Source organism: Bradyrhizobium canariense (genome assembly GCF_018130465.1).
Lineage (GTDB): Bacteria > Pseudomonadota > Alphaproteobacteria > Rhizobiales > Xanthobacteraceae > Bradyrhizobium > Bradyrhizobium canariense_C.
The window spans coordinates 353,812-368,002 of record NZ_JAFCKJ010000005.1; the positions used below are offsets into that span (position 1 = coordinate 353,812).

Here is a 14,191-nt window from a genome sequence, read left to right on the forward strand (position 1 = left end):
AACAACGAGGAACGCTCCCATGCCGTCCAGCTTCGATTTTGCGCCCCTGTTTCCCGCAGGGCTGCCGGCGCCCTCTGCGCGCTGGACGGGCCTTGCCAAATACAGTTTTGTCGGCGGCAATAACGACTCCGAGCAGCTGCCGCTCGATCAACTGATCGAAGCCGCCAATCTGGCTCTGCAACGCGAAGGCCGCTCGCTCGCCACTTACGGGCTGGCACATGGTCCCCAGGGCTATCTGCCCTTGCGCGAATTCCTGGTGACAAAACTCAAGCGCGATGCCGGCATCAACTGCACGGTCGACGATCTCCTGATCGTCTCCGGCTCGCTGCAGGCGCTCGACCTCGTCAACACCACGCTGCTGACACGCGGCGATACCGTGATCTTCGAGCAGGACAGCTATCAGGGCTCGCTGACCCGCCTGGCACGGCTCGGAGTCAACGTGGTGGGCATCCCCCTCGACAAGGACGGCATGCGCATGGATGTGCTGGCCACGACGCTGGCCGACCTCAAGGCCCGCGGCATCCGGCCAAAATACATCTACACCATTCCGACCGTGCAGAACCCGACCGGCAGCATCATGCCGGAGAGCCGCCGCACGGAGCTGTTGCGGCTATCGGCAGAATACGGCGTGCCTGTCTTCGAGGACGACTGCTATGCCGATCTGGTCTGGTCAGGACAGCGGCCGCCGGCAATCCATGCGATGAGCCCGAACGGCGGCGTGATCCATATCGGCTCGTTCTCGAAGTCGATCGCGCCCGCGCTGCGCGTCGGCTTCATCGTCGCGCCGTGGGATGTGATGTCGCGAATGCTGGCGCTGAAGACGGACGCCGGCTCCGGCGCATTGGAGCAGATGGTGCTTGCCGCCTATTGCAAGCCGCATTTTTCGACCCACGTGCCGGCGCTGACGAAGGCACTGCGCACCAAGCTCGACACGCTGATGGAGGCCCTCAACGAGCAATTCGGGACGGCCGCCGAGTTCGAGGAGCCCAAGGGCGGCATCTTCCTGTGGGTGAAGCTGCCCGATCAGGTCGATACGCTAAAGTTGTATCAGGCCGCGCTTGCCGCCGGCGTATCGATCAATCCGGGGCCGGAATGGTCGACCGACAAGAACCATTCCAGATCGCGACTGCGGCTGTGCTTTGCGAGCCCTTCGCATCAGCAGATCCGCGAGGGCGTCGCCGTGCTGGCCGAGATCTGCCGCAAGGAGTTCGGCGTGCCGGCACGCAGCGCCAATGTGGAGGCGCGGGTGTAGATGAGACGGGCGCCACGGATCTCGTTGTGGATACTCGGAATCTTCGTCGCTCTTGGTCTGGTGCTCGTCGCTTCTGAAATCCTGGACTTCGCAACGAGCACTGAAGCCAACGCTCGTGAAGAAGCGCTGCTTGCCTTTCGGCGAGAGTGTGCGAGACGCGGGATCGCTCCCGACCAGTTTGAAGGACCACGAAGAATCAGATCGCCAGAACGGACCTATGGGTTTCTTTGGAAGGATCGGTCGAATGGAGATCAGATCGTCACGACGATCCGGTACTTCCCATCAGATTCGGAAGCCTGGTCAGTAGGCCGCGATGGAATCTTCGAACCGTACGATCAGCGCTGAACTGTTGTTCACGCCTCGACGTGAAACTCCACATCGACCTGGCCAGAGCCGGACGACGGAAAATACTCGCAGAGTTGCTCGGCTCTGCCGCAGTACTCGTACCAGCCAAGCGCGGCGAACAGCATGATGGTGTCGGCCATGCCTCCTTCGCCGTTGCACTTGGTGGCATAGTCCGGAAGCATGTCGAGGAATTCGCGGTAGCGACGGCTCTGCCAGAGTTCGAGCACGCGCAGGTCGACCTGGCGATTGAACTCGCTGGCGACCGACGTCCATGCCTCCGGCCCCAACTTCTTGTTGGGCCAGAGCCGGTGCGAGAGCGAACCGCTGGCGAGGATTGCGACCCGTTCGCCGGATTTCTCGATGGCACGGCGCGTCGCCTCGCCGAGGGTCCGGCTTTCCTCGAACGACGTGAACAGGGGCGAGGCGACCGAAACCACCCTCGCGAAGCCGTCCGGGTTCATGTAGTGCATCGGCACGATCGTGCCGTATTCGAGCCCGAGGCTCGGCACCTGATGCGCGTTGACATCGAGACCGGCAACGCCGGCTTCGCCGGCGATTGCTTCGGCGAGCCTCGTGTCGCCCGGCAGATCATAACTCAAATCCTGAATCATGTGCGGCGCCTCGTGGCTGGTGACCGAGGCGCGATGCCGCGCGTTGGCGTTGATGTGATAGCCGAAATTGGAGAGCCAGTGGGTGTCGAACACCACGAAGGTGGTGACGCCGCGCGCTCTCGCCCGCCGGCCGAGCTCGCGCAACGAATCCACGGCCGCCTCGCGCGCCGAGCGCAAGGGACTGCCGGGCTTCTCCGACAGCATCAGCGATGGGACATGGGTGACCTTGGCTGCCAGTACGAGCCGCCCCATCGCGCTCACCTCAAGCGTCAAGCCGCCTGGGGCTGGCTGCCGTGGATCGCGGAGGCCAGCCGCAGCAGCAGCACGATCGAGACGTTGCCCTTGCCGGCCTCGATCTGGGCGATGTAGCGCTCGGAAATGCCGGAGCGGCGGGCAAGCTCCCGCCGCGACAGGTCGCAGCGCATGCGCGAGGACCTCAAGCGGTCGCCCAGCTCGGCCAGAAACGCGGTCTCGGAATAAGGCGGCACGGCACAGCTCCCCGGCAGCACCTCGCCTGCGAAATCCCTGACTTGATTCAGCATCGGTCTATCCAATTTCGCCTTCGGGAGCGCCATCCTACCGGGGAAACGGGCTGCCTCATTGACGCGGATCAAATTCACGCGCGAATGGAAGCCGCCGTGGACGATGACGCGCAGGATGCTACACTTGGGAATTCTTCGAGGCGGGGTTTTTCAGGACATGAGGCGTTGTTTGAGCCGCTGGATCGCGGCAGCGGTGCTGTGGGTCGCGTTCACGCCCGCGGCAGGTGCCGAGTCGCTTGCGGCGACCGTCGAGCAATGGGGCCTGCTCGGCTCATGGGCGGTCGACTGCGCGGCCCGGCCCGACCGCGACAAGGGCGCGCTCCTGACTTACGAAATCCGGAAGGACGGAAGGGTGATGTACCGGCGCAATTTCGGCGAGGCCAAAGACGAAAACGAAGTGGTATCGGCGACGGTCAATGCCGACGGCCTGCTCAATGTGATGGTGTACTTCCCCTTGCTGCAGCAGACGCGCGAGTTCGGTCTGCTACTCTCAAAGCAAGGCAGCTTGCGCGCAATCTACAATCGCAGCGAGCGCGGCGAGTACACGATCAGGGACGGCAAATACGTCGCCTCGGGAACGCCGACGCCGGCACAGCAACGCTGCGATTAACCATCACCTTTGCGCACGATCCTTCGGAAAACCGCGCCACATCTTGCGAGCTTGCTCTGTCTGAACAGCTGTTCAGAATTCTCCTGCGATTCCTCCGGAACGTTCACGCGAATGCGCCGTTTAGATTTGCATTCTATTGGAGGAGGACATCATGAAGAAGCTTGGTTATGTGCTTGCCGCTGTCGGCGCGCTCGCGGTTGCATTGCCCACGCTCGCCAGCGCGGAGACGGTGGTGATCAAGCGCGGTCATCACGGCGGTTACGGCGCCCGCGCCGAAATGCGCGAGCATCGCGACCACGGCTGGCATCGCGGCTGGCACCATCGCGACCGGGTCGTCGTGGTCAAGCGCAGTCACCGTCACCATTGGGACTAATGCGCAACGCAATATGAAAATGGCCCCTCACGGGGCCATTTCTTTGCGTGCTCGAAACGTTCGGCGAAGTCAGTCCCACGCCGGCGCGAAGCCGGGATTGACGCAGCGCCTGTCCTTCGGCAGCGCGGCGATCTTGTTGCGGTCGGCATCGTCGAGCGTGATCTTCAGCGCGTCGAGATTGGCCTGCTGGCTCTCAACGCGCGACGCCTTCGGGATCGCGGCGACACCGTCCTGGTCGAGCAGCCATTTCAGCGCGACCTGGGCTGCGGTCGCATTGTGCTTGGCGCCGATCTCGGCCAGCACCGGATCCGACGCAATGCGTCCCTGCGCCAGCGGGCAATAGGCGACCAGCGGGACCGACTTGGCGTTGAGATAGGCCAGCACCTTCGATTGATCGAGCATGGCGTGATACTCGATCTGATTGCAGGCGATCGGCGCCTTGATGTCCTCGACCGCGATCTTGAGCAGTGCCGTGGTGAAGTTGGCGACGCCGATCGCCCGCGTGCGCCCCTCCTCCTTCAGCTTCATCAAGGTCTCGAACACCGCGCCCCAGTTCGCCGCGCTGGACGGCCAGTGCACGAGATAGAGGTCGACATGGTCGAGCCGGAGCTTCGCCAGGCTGGTGTCGAAGGCGCGGCGGATGGCGTCGGGGCTGAGATTCTCGTGCCAGACCTTTGTCGTGACATGCAGCTCGCCGCGCGGCAGCCGGGCCGCGGTGAGCGCCGCGCCGATCGGTTCTTCGTTGCCGTACATCTCGGCGGTATCGATATGGCGATAGCCGATCGACAGCGCGCTCTCGACCGCCGCGCGGCAGGCATCGCCCTGCATGCGGAAGGTACCGAGGCCGAGCTTGGGCATGCTGATGCCCTGTGTCTTGAGATTGTCCATGAAAAGGCTCCTGACATCGTTCAGTCCGCCGGAGGCCCGCAGCGATGCTGCGGGAGCAAACTCTTCGATGATGGAAAAGAGGTGGCGGGGACGGACAGCATAGCGCGGGAGGCGCAAGGCGGCCAATCAAGATCGGGTTAGCGACCTACGAATGCTGCGCCACCACGGCTGGACGCGCCTGCGGCTGCGGCACGATGTCGACCGACCAGAGGTCCCGGTTGTCGACGTCCTTCAGCGTCACGGTCATGACGCCGGTTCGGCCTTCGATATCGACCTTGCCGAAGAACTGCAATCCGAAACAGGGCGCCAGATTCTCGCCCTGCGCTTCACTGCACCCGTTCTGATACATCGCGACCGGACCAAAGGTATCGTCGAGCTCGCCCGGGCCCCAGCTGCCGGCATGCAAGGGCCCCGAGACGAACTCCCAGAACGGTTCGAAATCGCTAAATTGCGCCCTGTTCGGATCGTAATAGTGCGCGGCGGTGTAGTGCATGTCGGCGGTGAGCCAGACGATGTTGCGAATTCCGGCGCGCTTGATGGATGCGAGAAGATCGGCGATCTCGTGCTCACGCCGGTCGGGCGGCCCATTCCCCAGTGCAACCGCATCGAGGCTGACCAGGCCGATCGGCAGGTCGGCCGCGATCACCTTCCAGGTCGCGCGCGAGGCGGCGAGCTCACGCTTCAGCCAGGCGAGCTGTTCGGCACCCAGGATCCAGCCGCGGTGATCGTCGCCCTTGTTCCAGCTATCGTCCCGATAGCTGCGCATGTCGATCATGAAGACGTCGAGCAAAGGACCATAGGCGATCTTGCGATAGACCCGCCCCTTTCGCGCACCGATGTCGCGGATCGGCATGAAGTCGAAGAAGGCGCGGCGGGCGCGCGCGACCAGGCGCGGGGTGCCGTCATCCTCATGACCGGCCCCGTCATAGCTGCCGGTCGGCGACCAGTCGTTGGTGACCTCGTGGTCATCCCACTGTGCGAACATCGGCACCTCGGCGTGGAAGGCGCGGAAGTGCTCGTCGAGATGGTTGTATTTGTAATTGCCGCGGAACTGCGCCAGCGTGTGCGCGACCTCGGATTTCTCCTCGGTCACGACGTTGCGCCAAATCTCGCCATTCGGCAGCTTCTGCTCGGAGGGAATCGTGCAGTCGGCGTAGATGTGATCGCCGGAGTGGATGAAGAAGTCCGGGCGATTGTCGAGCATGGTGCGATAGCTGCGGTAGCCGCCGCGCGATGTGTCGATGCCCCAGCCCTGCCCCGCGGTATCGCCGGACCACAGGAACGAGATCGACCGGCCGGCAGCCGGCGCAGTGCGGAAATGGCCGATACGGCTTTCGCCGGCGATGCCGGTCGCGATGTCGTCGAAGCGCACACGATAGAAGATGTCCTGCCCGGGAGGCAGATCATTCAGCAGCAATTTTGAGGTGAAGTCGGCATCGGGCGACGCATCGCTCGAAACCGACGCAATGACGGTCTTGAAGCTTTCGACGGTGGAATATTCCACCTGCATCCGCGCCGGCCGGTCGGCGCGCGCCCAGATCACGGCGGAGCCATCCGAGACGTCGCCGGACTGGATGCCGCCTGCTATCTGCGGACGATCCGCGGCGCGGCTGAGATGTGGCTTTGCGAGCGCGGCGACGGCGAGGCTGGAGGTGGAGCGGACCAGGAATTGCCGCCGGGTCCAGGCGCGCGAGGCGCGGAGCGATGCCATTCAGGAAACCTTCGTCGAATCGCGACGGAAGGTGCCTGCGTCGTTTGACTCCCGGCTTACGGTTTCTTGACCCCGGGCCTACGGTTTTACGACGTGCGGATGACGGCTCGGAACAGACCTAATGCTTCCAGCTGCAGATGCCGCCGCTGCGGCACGGCCAGGTCTGGATGCGGGTGTCCATCGCCTGCGCGTCGAGCGGGTTGCCGTGGCGATGCGCGAGCTTGGTGCGCGCCGCGCCGCGTAGCTGCGCGGGCCTGGCGTGCGCAACCTTCGGCTCCGACACGCGCACGCGTTCGGCGGCGACCTTCTTCGGCACGTCGACCGGCTCGGCGCGCGCCTGCGCCTCGTTGCCGCCGCGCGCCTCCAGCGCGACCGGCGCGAATTGGGTTTCGGGCCCGAGCCGCTTCGGCGACAACACCGCCTTCGAAAGATCGAGGCTGAGGTACTCGTTTGGCTTGTAGTCGTCAGCGCGCGCGATGCCGCCCCATGCGAGCGCGAGGGCAACGGCAATTGCAAAAGGAGCGCTCTTCAGAATCACGGACGCCTCCTGAAATAGATTGTTAAGAGGTAATTTATCTCTATTTAGGAGGCGCCGCGCGCAATTCCAGCGGCCAGCTGCCGCCGTGGTTAAGAAGTTTGGCGGTGTCAGGCGACCTTTTTCGCCGTTCCCTTCCCCTCGAGGAACCCCATCAGACGGTTGCGGATGATGGTTTCCGCCTCAGCCATGATCCTGTCGACGAGTTCCTTGCAGGTGGGGATGTCGTGGATGAGGCCCGCGACCATGCCGCAGCTCCAGGCACCCGCGTCCATCTGCCCGTCCAGCATGATCCTGGGATAGACGCCCGCGACCTGGTCGTGGATGTCGTCGATCTTCAGCTTGTCGCCCTTCTCGCGTTCGATCTCGAGCAGGCGGTCGACATTGGCGTTCTTGAGCACGCGCTCGGTGTTGCGCAGGCTCCGCATGATCAGGCGAGTGTCGAGCTCGGTCGCCGCGACCAAGGCGTTCTTGACGTTCTGATGCACCGGCGCTTCCTTGGTGGCGATGAAGCGCGTGCCCATGTTCATGCCGGCCGCCCCCAGCGACAGCGCCGCGACGAGGCTACGCCCGTCGGCCATGCCGCCGGACGCGACGAACGGGATCTTCAATTCCTCCGCCGCGCGCGGCAACAGGATCATGTTGGGAATGTCGTCTTCGCCGGGATGGCCGCCGCACTCAAAACCGTCGACGCTGACGGCGTCGCATCCAATGCGCTCGGCTTTCAAGGAGTGGCGCACCGAGGTGCATTTGTGGATGACCTTGATGCCGGCGGCCTTCAGCGCGGGCATGTAGGCTTCCGGGCTGCGGCCCGCGGTCTCCACGGACTTGATGCCGCCTTCGACGATGGCCGCGATGTATTCCGGGTAAGGCGGCGCGGCGAAGGTCGGTAGGAAAGTGAGGTTCACGCCGAACGGCTTGTCGGTCATATCGCGGCAGCGGGCGATCTCCTTTGCCAGCAGCTCCGGCGTCTTCTGCGTAAGACCGGTGATGATGCCGAGCCCGCCGGCATTGGAGACGGCAGCCGCCAGCTCGGCAAAGCCGACGAAATGCATGCCGCCCTGGATGATGGGGTGCTCGATGCCGAACAGTTCGGTGATCGCGGTCTTCACTTACATTACCTCCCGGACTTTGCTTGGTGTTCGGACCAGTCTAGCCGGACTTTTGCGCCGCGGTCACCCTTTCTCTCCGAGCGGTCTTGCTCTCCGAGGGGCCTTGCTCTTGGAGGGGTCTTGGCTCGATCGAATTGATGGGCCGAAGCACGGCCGCCATCGGGATCATCAGCGCGCGACAATCGCAAGGGTAATCGCAAGGGTAATCGCAAGGGTCCCGGCTCTGATGGAATTGTTGGCTGCGTCAGAATTGTCTGCGCCGGGGTGACGCCGATGGAGCCGCCGATGTTTCGGGCGATGTCGATCAGCGCGGAAGCCTGGTTGGTCGGCGACCGCCATCATGGGACGCGGCCGCGACCGGCAATACCCTTAGGTGCAGTTCGAACAGGCCCAGGACCAACTTGCCGCGAGTTGGACCCAGGCCCAACTTGCCGCGAGTTCGCTGTTAGCATCCTGGTCAGTGCGTATTGGTCTCATGCCATTTTTCGAGATCGGGCTTCACCTCGTCCGATCCCTGCTCCTTTTCCGGATTGCCTTTCCAGGGCTTGTCCGTCTGCTTGTGCGAACCCCAGTCGCTCTGCCGCCGGGGATCGTCGTTAGGCCGTTCCTTGCTCATCGAACTACCTTTCCATGAAACCCCCTACGCGAAGGGGACGCCGTAGTAGGAGTTGATGCCGCGAACTGCGGCGTCGTCACCCCAATTCCAATCACTCCGTTCGCCGAATTTCGGCGCGCCTTCCAGCTCCTTGGTGGTAATGCCGGTGACATAACCGCCAAGCTCCGTGTCGTATTTCAGCGACTGCCACGGCAGCGGATAATGGTCGTTGCCGAGGCCCAGGAAACCGCCGAAGCCGAGCACAGCGTAGGACACCTTGCCGCTGACCTTGTCGATCATCACGCGTTCGATCAAGCCGATCTTGTTGCGATCGGCGCCATAGACCGATGTTCCCTCGACCTTGTCGCTGCCGATCAAACGGCCCATCTCGTTTTGGTCCAGTTCGCCCTGATTCAACATCTCAGTTCTCCACTCAGCCAGTTTGGAGACAACCCGGATAAGTGAGCTATCGTTCCAGCTTGTTCCGCGTGAGTTGAGGAACATCGCCCGAAACGGGTGGTTCTCTCGACTTCAAGAACTGGAAACCAAGCCCTCGAAACGAAGACCGGCCCAAGGAGGCCCAGACCGCGCCGACTTCATCTATCGCGGCGTGGAGTGGTCAAGGGGGCAGCACGGCACATGTTGGAAAAGATCCTGCCTGCAAGGATGAGGTGAACCATGAGCGATTTCCGCGATATCCAGCACGGCGTCAACGATCCCGTCGATGGCCTCGACGTGAAGCGGCAGATCAACGACAACCGGACGCCGCATGAACGGGCACAACGCCATGCAGACGTACGTGCCGAGGCCACCGCCACGCCGACCGAGCCGTTTCTGCCCGAACGGCTTCGGCGCAAGCCGACCGATCCCATCAATCCGCGCACCGGGCGACATCCCACGGATTAGCCGTTAGGAACCTCGACCCCTGCGACGTGTTGGTCGGCGCAACGTCGCGCGGCGAGACGCTGCGCGCGCAATCGGAGGGACCGAACCATGAAACGAACCATCATCGCAGCCGCTTGTGTGCTTCTCGCAGGCCCCGCGCTCGCCCAATCGCTCGGTGAGAAGACCGGCGTCAACTCGGCGCTCGGCGTCGCGCCTGCCACCGCCGACTTCGTCAAGGAGGTCGCCATCAGCGACATGTTCGAGATCGAGTCGAGCAAGCTCGCCACGCAGAAGGGCAACGCGCAGGAGAAGAGCTTTGCGCAGCAGATGGTGACCGACCACACCAAGACCAGCGGCGAACTCAAGGGCCTCGTCAGCGGCGGCAAGGTGCAGGCGACCCTGCCGACAGCACTCGACAGCTCGCACCAGAGCAAGCTCGACAAGCTCAAGAGTGCGAATGGCAAGGACTTCAGCTCGGATTACAATTCATACCAGGTCAGTGCCCATGAGGACGCGGTCTCGCTGTTCGAGCGTTACGCCAAGGGCGGCGACAATTCCGAGTTGAAGAATTGGGCCGGCAAGACGTTGCCGGCGCTCAAGCACCACCTCGACATGGCCAAGGAGCTCGGCAAGGCACCGAGCGTCGGTCAGTCCAAGTAAGTCAAGTAAGCAATGGGCTTGGGAGGACGCCGGCCCCACCGGCGTCCTCTCGTTCGCCGCAGGCTGATGCCACGACGTCGAGCTCAGGAACCTTCTTTGTCTCCGGGTTTTACAGAACTGTCATGAGGGACATCACGCTTGCAGACCGATGGCATCAGTAGAGGTCAAACCTAACCGGATCGACACCGCAATCGCGGATGAGATCGCTGATCACACCAATTCAGGCATCGAGCACACCGCGCAGACATTAACCTGGGCCGCCGACGAGCACGTGCTGCTCGCGCTGGCCGCGGCGGGGTGGCTCTATACTCATATCCGGCAGCCGCAACAGCGGCCCCTGGCAAATCACGTTCTGGCCGTCTCGCTGGCGACGGCCTTCCTGCCGCATGTCCTGAAATCCGTATTCGATCAGATCAGGCCAGACCGGCTGACCATAAGCGGACACCGACGTGGAGTGCCCGTCTCAGGACAGGCGCGCGACGCCTTCCCGTCCGGTCACGCGGTCCATATGGGCGCCCTCGCCTCGGCGGCGGGGTTGTTGCCGAAGACGCCGCGTCGATGGGTGCGCACGGTTGCGGTCGCGCTTTCGCTGACACGGATCGTGGTGCTCGCGCACTGGGCAAGTGACGTGGTCGCAGGCTTTGCGCTTGGCGCGGCCGTGGAGAGACTCTTGCGGCCCTGGACACTGACGCAATCGTTCCGCAAGCAAGTCAATTGGCGGAGACGGCCGTGACCGAGTATGTCCTGCGCTTCATCGCCGGTGGCATCATCGTCTCCGCTTTCGCGATCTTCGGCGATATGCTCAAACCCAAGAGCTTTGCGGGGCTGCTCGGCGCCGCACCGTCAGTCGCACTGGCGACGCTCGGCATCGCCGTCGTCCAGCACGGCCCGCAATATGCCGCGGCCGAAAGCTGGACGATGATCTATGGCGCGGTCGCGCTCGGCTGCTACAGCGTCGTCGTCTGTCATCTGCTGATCAGATACCGCGTGTCAGCGCTGGCCGCGACCGTCCTCGCTGTTGTCGCGTGGCTTGCGGTCGCCTTCGGCCTGCTCGCCGGCTTCGGAGGTGCGGCCTGATGCCGGTCAAGCTGTCGCTCTCCGCGCTAAAGCAGACACGCTGGTACGAATACGGCATTCGTTTCCTGCTCGGTGGCCTCGCGACCGTGCTCACGGGAGTTCTGGGAGCGCGCTTCGGCGTGTCCGTCGGCGGATTATTCCTTGCGCTTCCCGCCGTCTTCTGCGCGAGCGCCACGCTGGTCGAAAGCCATGAGCGGCGCACCAAGGAGAAGGCCGGCCTCAGCGGCACGCGCCGCGGGCAAGAGGCCGCCGCGCTCGACGCGGCTGGCGCCGCCTGGGGAAGCATCGGTCTCCTGGCATTCGCCGCCGTCTTTCATTTCACCGTGGCTGCGAGCGTTCCGGGCGCTTTCGCTGCCGCGTTGCTGGCCTGGGCCGTCGTTTCGGTGTTGGCCTGGTGGCTCAGGCGCAAGCTTCGCATCGTCTCCCGCAAACCGCACCGATCAGCCCATTCGCTATCGGCGAAAGGGTCTCCCCTTGCGAAGCGTTAGCCCGCTTTCGCATCCGTCGAAGGCTGCAATCTCGGCGGTTGAAGGCCCGGGCTGTTGGCCCAGCGCTCTACCTGCTCGATGACCTTCTGGTGGCTCGGGCGCACCGGTTTGGGCGCTTCGGCCTCTTCGGAGGATCTGCTGGGCAATTTGACTTCGTCCGTCATGACGTCTCTCCCATTTGCCCGGATTATGCACCCGTCGCACCGCTTTGAAATTAACATAACTTATTGATTTCAATATATTTTTTGCTCACTTGGCGCCGTTGTCGAATCTTGTGGAACCGCAGCCCAATGAGTTTGTTGAGTGGACTGCTCAACTTACTCATTTTGGGTGATTGACCATGAACGACCTTCGCGCCGAGCGGCTCCAGGTCATGCTGTCACCGGAAGAACTGGCCGCGGTGGACGACTTCCGATTCAAACATCGCATGCCGACGCGAGCCGCGGCGGTACGCGAGCTCCTCAAGCTCGGACTGGCCGCCGCCGGGGTCGATGCCGGGGCTAATATCAAATCGAGCAGGTTCGGGGTTTTCGGGCGCGGCCCGGACGGCCACACGCACCCGAATTTGGAGCGCGACTCCGAGGATTAGTCCAGCCTTATGCTCAAGCAAACGGCCCCGGCACAGAGTGCCAGGGCCGTCCTTGGAGATGCTTCCGGATCACCGGGGGCATGACAACCGGAAGCAATCCCTCGACTCTTCGCGCGGGGATTCGTTCCTCGTGGAAATTAGCCGCTCGGTGCGTCGCTGGAATCATCCGGCACCATGCCGGAGCCGGGTGTCTTGCTGTTGTCGTTCAGCTTGGGATCGCGCGTGGCCTCACGAGAGGGCGAGCCCTTTGACTCCGACTTGTGCACGGTCTGCGCGCGCTGCTTGTCTCGCGGCTGCTGTTCACCGCGCTCATCTCTGATGATGCCTTGGTCGGAATGTGCCATGATGTGCTCTCGCCTCGTTGCTGTCTCGAAGCGCTTACGCTCCGGAGCGTCGAAGGTTCCAGGCGCGCGAGACGAGACTGCGGCTAACTGTGCACCGAGTGCACTGGGGCCGATGCATTTTCATGATGCACCTGCCGCACGGTCGTTACCGTGGCGAATGCGACCGACACGCCAAAGGCAAGAATGAGCGAAAAAAGAGCCAGACGTGGAGCCATTGCAAGAACCTCCTCCTGGAATCGGAAAATCAACGCGATCGAACGTTACGAATGATCCTCAATTGGCCGCTTGCCGTCCGTGAGCGATCTCACACCCAGATTCACGAAAACACGCAGATTCACGAAAACAAGAGTGTCACGCATCCTGCTTTTGAGGGATGCGGGCCGAAACGGGCGGGACCTCGCCGTCGAGCCAATCCTGCTCGTTCGCGAGTGCCGTCCACGCGTTCGCCATACGCAAAAAACGATTGTGTGCCGGCTGTGCTTCGGCCCGCTCGGCGAGCTGAAGGCAGTTGTCGGCGTTATCCCTGAAGATCTCAGACTGTTTCATCAACATCAATTGGGGACGGAACCATCGCCTCGCAACCGCCCTTACCGGATCGTAACATCTGCGGAACTTCGCCCGTCCTCCGCCATTGGACATCCATGCGGATTCTTCTCGCGATAGTCTTGGCGTTCATCAGCACTGCGGCGCTTGCCGACAGCGCCGGGGAGCGAAGGCCGGGCCGCACGCCGACCGCTACCGAGGTCCTCGGCGACCTCTACACCTTCAGCCGCTTCCAGCAGGGCCTGCTGGAGAGCACCGACCTGAAGGGCAATGCCGAGGTCAAGAACCTCGCCGCCCTGCGCGCCGAAGAGGCGGCCAAGCGCGACAAGGGCTTGAAGCAGATTCAGGAGGCGATCGGCAGCGAACCGCGCGCCGCCAAGACAACCCCGGCGAGCGCGAGCCTGGTCGAGCCCGAAACCTCGGACGGACCGACTTTCGTCAAAAGCTTCTATGCCGCGCAGATTCCCGAGTATGAATCGGTGATCGACCTACTCGAACGCTATCTCAAGGCGCCCGACAATGCCGCGCTTGCAGCGTTCGCGCGCGAGCAGCTCCCGATGTTGCGCTCCCAGGTCAAGGACGCCGAGCGCACCATGGCGGACAAGTAGCGGCGGACAAGTAGCCCGTTTACTTGTCGTGCGGATGACTTTGCTGGCTCTCCGGCCGCACGGTGCGGTCGCTCTCCGGCATCCTGTCCCGGCCGGCATCCCCATTGTCATCCTTGCCGCCCGAACTCGATGTGCCGCTACCGCTGGGGTTCGACCGGGTCGACGTCCCCGTAGTCGGTGGATCCGCGCGTGGGGTGGCGGAGCTTGCGGCGGGATCGCCGGTTACGGCGCCGCGACCGCTGGGCGCGCCGCCCTGCGCGAACGCCGCTCCGGCCAACAACATCACGGTCCCGATGACGGCAAATCCTGCTTTCATGTGCGCTCTCCCTGTACTTGCGGGCTAACGGCAGGCCGAGCCACTCCGTTCCGGAAAGGCGATGACCAAGTCCCTGAAAACAGGCCCATCGAACGCATCCTCCGGCC

22 protein-coding genes are annotated in these 14,191 nt (G+C 63.2%); 10 read left to right on the plus strand and 12 right to left on the minus strand.

Translation table 11 applies throughout. The features are described 5' to 3' along the window. Window positions 1-19: 19 nt before the first annotated feature. Entirely contained in the window at window positions 20-1,252 is a 1,233-nt protein-coding gene (locus tag JQ591_RS17255) for a PLP-dependent aminotransferase family protein (protein ID WP_211397205.1), read from the plus strand. Window positions 1,253-1,605: 353 nt separating this feature from the next. On the opposite strand, the gene hpaD is transcribed toward JQ591_RS17255, so the two are convergent. Both hpaD and JQ591_RS17265 read right to left on the minus strand, forming a co-directional pair. Continuing rightward, window positions 1,606-2,460, minus strand: a complete 855-nt coding sequence (gene hpaD / locus JQ591_RS17260) for a 3,4-dihydroxyphenylacetate 2,3-dioxygenase (RefSeq protein ID WP_211397206.1) — start codon at window positions 2,458-2,460, stop codon at window positions 1,606-1,608. A 17-nt stretch (window positions 2,461-2,477) separates the two neighbouring features. After that, on the minus strand, window positions 2,478-2,750 hold the full coding sequence (locus JQ591_RS17265; protein ID WP_106942832.1) for a helix-turn-helix domain-containing protein: 273 nt from the start codon (window positions 2,748-2,750) through the stop codon (window positions 2,478-2,480). A 157-nt stretch (window positions 2,751-2,907) separates the two neighbouring features. Here JQ591_RS17265 and JQ591_RS17270 point away from each other — a divergent pair, with 157 nt between their 5' ends. Together JQ591_RS17270 and JQ591_RS17275 are read left to right on the plus strand one after the other, a co-directional pair. Next, a complete protein-coding gene (locus JQ591_RS17270) occupies window positions 2,908-3,360 on the plus strand; it encodes a hypothetical protein (RefSeq protein WP_211397266.1) in 453 nt (150 codons plus the stop codon). Between the two features lie 151 nt (window positions 3,361-3,511). After that, window positions 3,512-3,733: a hypothetical protein gene (locus tag JQ591_RS17275; RefSeq protein ID WP_211397207.1), complete on the plus strand. Its 222-nt coding sequence runs from the start codon at window positions 3,512-3,514 to the stop codon at window positions 3,731-3,733. A gap of 69 nt (window positions 3,734-3,802) precedes the next feature. Here the strand turns inward: JQ591_RS17275 and JQ591_RS17280 are convergent, their stop codons facing one another. The 6 genes from JQ591_RS17280 to JQ591_RS17305 all read right to left on the minus strand — a co-directional run bounded on the left by JQ591_RS17280 (window position 3,803) and on the right by JQ591_RS17305 (window position 8,994). Further along, complete coding sequence (locus JQ591_RS17280; RefSeq protein ID WP_211397208.1) at window positions 3,803-4,621, minus strand: aldo/keto reductase; 819 nt, start codon at window positions 4,619-4,621, stop codon at window positions 3,803-3,805. A 145-nt stretch (window positions 4,622-4,766) separates the two neighbouring features. After that, a complete protein-coding gene (locus tag JQ591_RS17285; protein WP_211397209.1) occupies window positions 4,767-6,332 on the minus strand; it encodes an alkaline phosphatase D family protein in 1,566 nt (521 codons plus the stop codon). 118 nt (window positions 6,333-6,450) lie between these two features. After that, on the minus strand, window positions 6,451-6,870 hold the full coding sequence (locus tag JQ591_RS17290; protein ID WP_211397210.1) for a hypothetical protein: 420 nt from the start codon (window positions 6,868-6,870) through the stop codon (window positions 6,451-6,453). 107 nt (window positions 6,871-6,977) lie between these two features. Then, entirely contained in the window at window positions 6,978-7,979 is a 1,002-nt protein-coding gene (locus tag JQ591_RS17295; protein ID WP_211397211.1) for an NAD(P)H-dependent flavin oxidoreductase, read from the minus strand. 457 nt (window positions 7,980-8,436) lie between these two features. Then, entirely contained in the window at window positions 8,437-8,595 is a 159-nt protein-coding gene (locus JQ591_RS17300) for a hypothetical protein (protein WP_211397212.1), read from the minus strand. A gap of 24 nt (window positions 8,596-8,619) precedes the next feature. Next, entirely contained in the window at window positions 8,620-8,994 is a 375-nt protein-coding gene (locus JQ591_RS17305) for a PRC-barrel domain-containing protein (protein ID WP_211397213.1), read from the minus strand. 258 nt (window positions 8,995-9,252) lie between these two features. Here JQ591_RS17305 and JQ591_RS17310 point away from each other — a divergent pair, with 258 nt between their 5' ends. The 5 genes from JQ591_RS17310 (at window position 9,253) to JQ591_RS17330 (ending at window position 11,684) form a co-directional block, all read left to right on the plus strand. After that, window positions 9,253-9,480, plus strand: a complete 228-nt coding sequence (locus JQ591_RS17310; RefSeq protein ID WP_211397214.1) for a hypothetical protein — start codon at window positions 9,253-9,255, stop codon at window positions 9,478-9,480. Window positions 9,481-9,567: 87 nt separating this feature from the next. Next, window positions 9,568-10,119 (plus strand): DUF4142 domain-containing protein, encoded by a 552-nt coding sequence (locus JQ591_RS17315; protein WP_211397215.1) that lies wholly within the window; start codon window positions 9,568-9,570, stop codon window positions 10,117-10,119. Between the two features lie 148 nt (window positions 10,120-10,267). Further along, entirely contained in the window at window positions 10,268-10,852 is a 585-nt protein-coding gene (locus JQ591_RS17320) for a phosphatase PAP2 family protein (protein ID WP_211397216.1), read from the plus strand. Then, window positions 10,849-11,196: a DUF3147 family protein gene (locus tag JQ591_RS17325; RefSeq protein WP_211397217.1), complete on the plus strand. Its 348-nt coding sequence runs from the start codon at window positions 10,849-10,851 to the stop codon at window positions 11,194-11,196. Before JQ591_RS17320 ends, JQ591_RS17325 begins: the two co-directional genes overlap by 4 nt. Further along, complete coding sequence (locus JQ591_RS17330) at window positions 11,196-11,684, plus strand: DUF3147 family protein (protein WP_211397218.1); 489 nt, start codon at window positions 11,196-11,198, stop codon at window positions 11,682-11,684. The genes JQ591_RS17325 and JQ591_RS17330 overlap by 1 nt, the downstream gene beginning before the upstream one ends. Here the strand turns inward: JQ591_RS17330 and JQ591_RS17335 are convergent. After that, entirely contained in the window at window positions 11,681-11,848 is a 168-nt protein-coding gene (locus tag JQ591_RS17335; protein ID WP_211397219.1) for a hypothetical protein, read from the minus strand. The genes JQ591_RS17330 and JQ591_RS17335 overlap by 4 nt on opposite strands. Before the next feature lie 176 nt (window positions 11,849-12,024). Here JQ591_RS17335 and JQ591_RS17340 point away from each other — a divergent pair, with 176 nt between their 5' ends. Next, window positions 12,025-12,273, plus strand: a complete 249-nt coding sequence (locus JQ591_RS17340) for a hypothetical protein (protein ID WP_211397220.1) — start codon at window positions 12,025-12,027, stop codon at window positions 12,271-12,273. 137 nt (window positions 12,274-12,410) lie between these two features. On the opposite strand, the gene JQ591_RS17345 is transcribed toward JQ591_RS17340, so the two are convergent. Next, a complete protein-coding gene (locus JQ591_RS17345; protein WP_211397221.1) occupies window positions 12,411-12,617 on the minus strand; it encodes a hypothetical protein in 207 nt (68 codons plus the stop codon). 351 nt (window positions 12,618-12,968) lie between these two features. Then, on the minus strand, window positions 12,969-13,163 hold the full coding sequence (locus JQ591_RS17350) for a hypothetical protein (protein ID WP_211397222.1): 195 nt from the start codon (window positions 13,161-13,163) through the stop codon (window positions 12,969-12,971). A gap of 95 nt (window positions 13,164-13,258) precedes the next feature. Here JQ591_RS17350 and JQ591_RS17355 point away from each other — a divergent pair, with 95 nt between their 5' ends. Further along, window positions 13,259-13,768, plus strand: a complete 510-nt coding sequence (locus JQ591_RS17355; RefSeq protein ID WP_211397223.1) for a DUF4142 domain-containing protein — start codon at window positions 13,259-13,261, stop codon at window positions 13,766-13,768. Between the two features lie 19 nt (window positions 13,769-13,787). Here JQ591_RS17355 and JQ591_RS17360 read toward each other — a convergent pair whose 3' ends face one another. Beyond that, entirely contained in the window at window positions 13,788-14,084 is a 297-nt protein-coding gene (locus JQ591_RS17360) for a hypothetical protein (RefSeq protein ID WP_211397224.1), read from the minus strand. Window positions 14,085-14,191 lie beyond the last annotated feature (107 nt).

Coding starts and splice junctions, on each gene's coding strand:
- JQ591_RS17255 (WP_211397205.1), top strand. CDS start 20: ATGCCGTCCAGCTTCGATTTTGCGCCCCTGTTTCCCGCAGGGCTGCCG.
- JQ591_RS17270 (WP_211397266.1), top strand. CDS start 2,908: ATGAGGCGTTGTTTGAGCCGCTGGATCGCGGCAGCGGTGCTGTGGGTC.
- JQ591_RS17360 (WP_211397224.1), bottom strand. CDS start 14,084: ATGAAAGCAGGATTTGCCGTCATCGGGACCGTGATGTTGTTGGCCGGA.
- JQ591_RS17350 (WP_211397222.1), bottom strand. CDS start 13,163: ATGAAACAGTCTGAGATCTTCAGGGATAACGCCGACAACTGCCTTCAG.
- JQ591_RS17320 (WP_211397216.1), top strand. CDS start 10,268: ATGGCATCAGTAGAGGTCAAACCTAACCGGATCGACACCGCAATCGCG.
- JQ591_RS17265 (WP_106942832.1), bottom strand. CDS start 2,750: ATGCTGAATCAAGTCAGGGATTTCGCAGGCGAGGTGCTGCCGGGGAGC.
- JQ591_RS17330 (WP_211397218.1), top strand. CDS start 11,196: ATGCCGGTCAAGCTGTCGCTCTCCGCGCTAAAGCAGACACGCTGGTAC.
- JQ591_RS17355 (WP_211397223.1), top strand. CDS start 13,259: ATGCGGATTCTTCTCGCGATAGTCTTGGCGTTCATCAGCACTGCGGCG.
- JQ591_RS17340 (WP_211397220.1), top strand. CDS start 12,025: ATGAACGACCTTCGCGCCGAGCGGCTCCAGGTCATGCTGTCACCGGAA.
- JQ591_RS17280 (WP_211397208.1), bottom strand. CDS start 4,621: ATGGACAATCTCAAGACACAGGGCATCAGCATGCCCAAGCTCGGCCTC.
- JQ591_RS17285 (WP_211397209.1), bottom strand. CDS start 6,332: ATGGCATCGCTCCGCGCCTCGCGCGCCTGGACCCGGCGGCAATTCCTG.
- hpaD (WP_211397206.1), bottom strand. CDS start 2,460: ATGGGGCGGCTCGTACTGGCAGCCAAGGTCACCCATGTCCCATCGCTG.
- JQ591_RS17345 (WP_211397221.1), bottom strand. CDS start 12,617: ATGGCACATTCCGACCAAGGCATCATCAGAGATGAGCGCGGTGAACAG.
- JQ591_RS17315 (WP_211397215.1), top strand. CDS start 9,568: ATGAAACGAACCATCATCGCAGCCGCTTGTGTGCTTCTCGCAGGCCCC.
- JQ591_RS17275 (WP_211397207.1), top strand. CDS start 3,512: ATGAAGAAGCTTGGTTATGTGCTTGCCGCTGTCGGCGCGCTCGCGGTT.
- JQ591_RS17300 (WP_211397212.1), bottom strand. CDS start 8,595: ATGAGCAAGGAACGGCCTAACGACGATCCCCGGCGGCAGAGCGACTGG.
- JQ591_RS17335 (WP_211397219.1), bottom strand. CDS start 11,848: ATGACGGACGAAGTCAAATTGCCCAGCAGATCCTCCGAAGAGGCCGAA.
- JQ591_RS17305 (WP_211397213.1), bottom strand. CDS start 8,994: ATGTTGAATCAGGGCGAACTGGACCAAAACGAGATGGGCCGTTTGATC.
- JQ591_RS17310 (WP_211397214.1), top strand. CDS start 9,253: ATGAGCGATTTCCGCGATATCCAGCACGGCGTCAACGATCCCGTCGAT.